Origin of the sequence: Fischerella muscicola PCC 7414, from assembly GCF_000317205.1 — a bacterium.
GTDB lineage: Bacteria > Cyanobacteriota > Cyanobacteriia > Cyanobacteriales > Nostocaceae > Fischerella > Fischerella muscicola.
Map to the genome: position 1 here is coordinate 1 of NZ_AJLK01000211.1, position 3,233 is coordinate 3,233.

Consider the following 3,233-nt stretch of genomic DNA (forward strand, 5'->3'; position numbering starts at 1 on the left):
AGACTGCTGGGTGAAGTATCCAGCCAGAACCTTGAAAACTGCATAGAGAAGCGAAAAGTAGGTAGTCAGTTATCAGTCAAAAGTGAACAGTAATCAGTTTTTTACTGAAAAGTGTGAACAGGCAACTGAGAAGTGAACAGACACCAATGTGACAGAGTGGTCAAGCAACTAAGGGCTTGCGGAGGATACCTAGGCACACAGAGGCGAAGAAGGACGTGGTTACCAACGAAAAGCTCCGGGGAGTTGGAAGCAAGCTAAGAGCCGGAGATGTCCGAATGGGGGAACCCCAAGAACTGCCTATTGAATATATAGATAGGTAAGAGCGAACCGGGCGAACTGAAACATCTTAGTAGCCCGAGGAAAAGAAATCAAACGAGATTCTCCAAGTAGTGGTGAGCGAACGGGGAAGAGCCTAAACCAACGAGCGAAGCTTGTTGGGGTAGTGGGACAGCATGAGCAAATCGTAGAGTTAGACGAAGCATTGAAAAGATGCACCAGAGAAAGTGAAAGTCTTGTAGTCGAAAACTTGAAGATAGTAGCTGAATCCCGAGTAGCATGGGGCACGTGAAATCCCATGTGAATCAGCCGGGACCACCCGGTAAGGCTAAATACTCCTGTGTGACCGATAGTGAAACAGTACCGCGAGGGAAAGGTGAAAAGAACCCCAATAAGGGGAGTGAAAAAGAACATGAAACCGCAAGCCTACAAGCAGTGGGAGTCTGATTAAACGGATGACCGCGTGCCTGTTGAAGAATGAGCCGGCGAGTTATAGGCACTGGTAGGTTAAGTGAAAATCACGAAGCCAAAGCGAAAGCGAGTCTGAAGAGGGCGTGAATCAGTGTTTATAGACCCGAACCCTGGTGATCTAACCATGACCAGGATGAAGCTTGGGTAACACCAAGTGGAGGTCCGCACCGACCGATGTTGAAAAATCGGCGGATGAGTTGTGGTTAGGGGTGAAATGCCAATCGAACCAGGAGCTAGCTGGTTCTCCCCGAAATGTGTTGAGGCGCAGCGGTTGTGGTGAAACTCGGGGGGTAAAGCACTATTTCGGTGCGGGCTGCGAGAGCGGTACCAAATCGAGATAAACTCAGAATACCCGAGGAAGACACAGCCAGACAGACGGTGGGGGATAAGCTTCATCGTCAAGAGGGAAACAGCCCAGACCACCAGCTAAGGTCCCCAAATCATCGCTAAGTGGCAAAGGAGGTGGGAGTGCATAGACAACCAGGAGGTTTGCCTAGAAGCAGCCACCCTTGAAAGAGTGCGTAATAGCTCACTGGTCAAGCGCTCCTGCGCCGAAAATGAACGGGACTAAGCGATGTACCGAAGCTGTGGGATTACATTTAGTTGTAATCGGTAGGGGAGCGTTCTATATGGGAAGAAGCACTAGCGGCAAGCAGGTGTGGACTGTATAGAAGTGAGAATGTCGGCTTGAGTAGCGCAAACATTGGTGAGAATCCAATGCCCCGAAACCCCAAGGGTTCCAGAGCCAGGTTCGTCCACTCTGGGTTAGTCGGGACCTAAGGCGAGGCCGAACGGCGTAGTCGATGGACACAGGGTCAACAATCCCTGACTAAGGTATGGGAGCATTACTAGGGACGCACAAGTGGGGACTACACCCTAACTGGATTGGGAGGAGTTTACGAACTCCGGGTAGTCGAAATGAGTGTCAAGAAAAGCTAGTAATGTGTTGAGCATACTTTACCCGTACCCGAAACCGACACAGGTGGGGAGGTTGAGAATACCAAGGGGCGCGAGATAACTCTCTCTAAGGAACTCGGCAAAATGGCCCCGTAACTTCGGAAGAAGGGGTGCCCACCTCAGCAGTGGGTCGCAGTGAAGAGATCCAGGCGACTGTTTACCAAAAACACAGGTCTCCGCAAACTCGTAAGAGCATGTATGGGGGCTGACGCCTGCCCAGTGCCGGAAGGTTAAGGAAGTTGGTCAGGGGGCAACCCTAAAGCTGACGACCGAAGCCCCGGTGAACGGCGGCCGTAACTATAACGGTCCTAAGGTAGCGAAATTCCTTGTCGGGTAAGTTCCGACCCGCACGAAAGGCGTAACGATCTGGATGGTGTCTCGGAGAGAGACTCGGCGAAATAGGATTGTCTGTGAAGATACGGACTACCTGCACCTGGACAGAAAGACCCTATGAAGCTTTACTGTAACCTGGAATGGTGTCCGGGCTGAGCTTGCGCAGGATAGGTGGGAGGCGTTGAGGCATTCCTTGTGGGGGATGCGGAGCCAACGGTGAGATACCACTCTAGTTCAGCTAGGATTCTAACCCGCGACCGTGACCCGGTCGGGAGACAGTTTCAGGCGGGCAGTTTGACTGGGGCGGTCGCCTCCTAAAAGATAACGGAGGCGCGCAAAGGTTCCCTCAGCACGCTTGGAAACCGTGCGACGAGTGTAAAGGCATAAAGGGAGCTTGACTGCAACACCAACAAGTGGAGCAGGTAGGAAACTAGGCCTTAGTGATCCGACGGCGCAGCGTGGAATGGCCGTCGCTCAACGGATAAAAGTTACTCTAGGGATAACAGGCTGATCTCCCCCAAGAGTCCACATCGACGGGGAGGTTTGGCACCTCGATGTCGGCTCATCGCAACCTGGGGCGGAAGTACGTCCCAAGGGTTGGGCTGTTCGCCCATTAAAGCGGTACGTGAGCTGGGTTCAGAACGTCGTGAGACAGTTCGGTCCATATCCGGTGCAGGCGTAAGAGTATTGAGAGGAGCCTTCCTTAGTACGAGAGGACCGGGAAGGACGCACCGCTGGTGTACCAGTTATTGTGCCAACAGTAGACGCTGGGTAGCCATGTGCGGAGCGGATAACCGCTGAAAGCATCTAAGTGGGAAGCCCACCTCAAGATGAGTACTCTCATGGAATAATCCAGTAAGGTCACAGGTAGAACACCTGTTTATAGGCTCTCAGTGTAAGTGCAGTAATGTATTTAGCTTAGGAGTACTAACAGACCGAGGGCTTGACCTCACCTTTTACATTGTTTCGCTTCAACATTCTATGCAGTCTTCAGGGTTTTGTTCACTGTTGATGGTTGTTTGTTGTTTGCTGTTGTTCACAACCAACCACCAACAAACAACAAACACCTACAATCTTTTCCTGGTGTCTATAGCGCGGTGGAACCACTCTGAACCCTTCCCGAACTCAGTTGTGAAACGCTGCTGCGGCGACGATAGTTGGAGGGTCGCCTCCTGTCAAAATAGCTCGATGCCAGG

2 rRNA genes are annotated in these 3,233 nt (G+C 51.7%); both read left to right on the forward strand.

Annotated features, from left to right (window positions below):
• Positions 1 to 158 precede the first annotated feature (158 nt).
• Positions 159 to 2,988 (forward strand): 23S ribosomal RNA (locus UYI_RS0131235).
• Between the two features lie 128 nt (positions 2,989 to 3,116).
• Positions 3,117 to 3,233: ribosomal RNA gene (gene rrf, locus UYI_RS0131240) — 5S ribosomal RNA — on the forward strand; the annotation flags it as partial.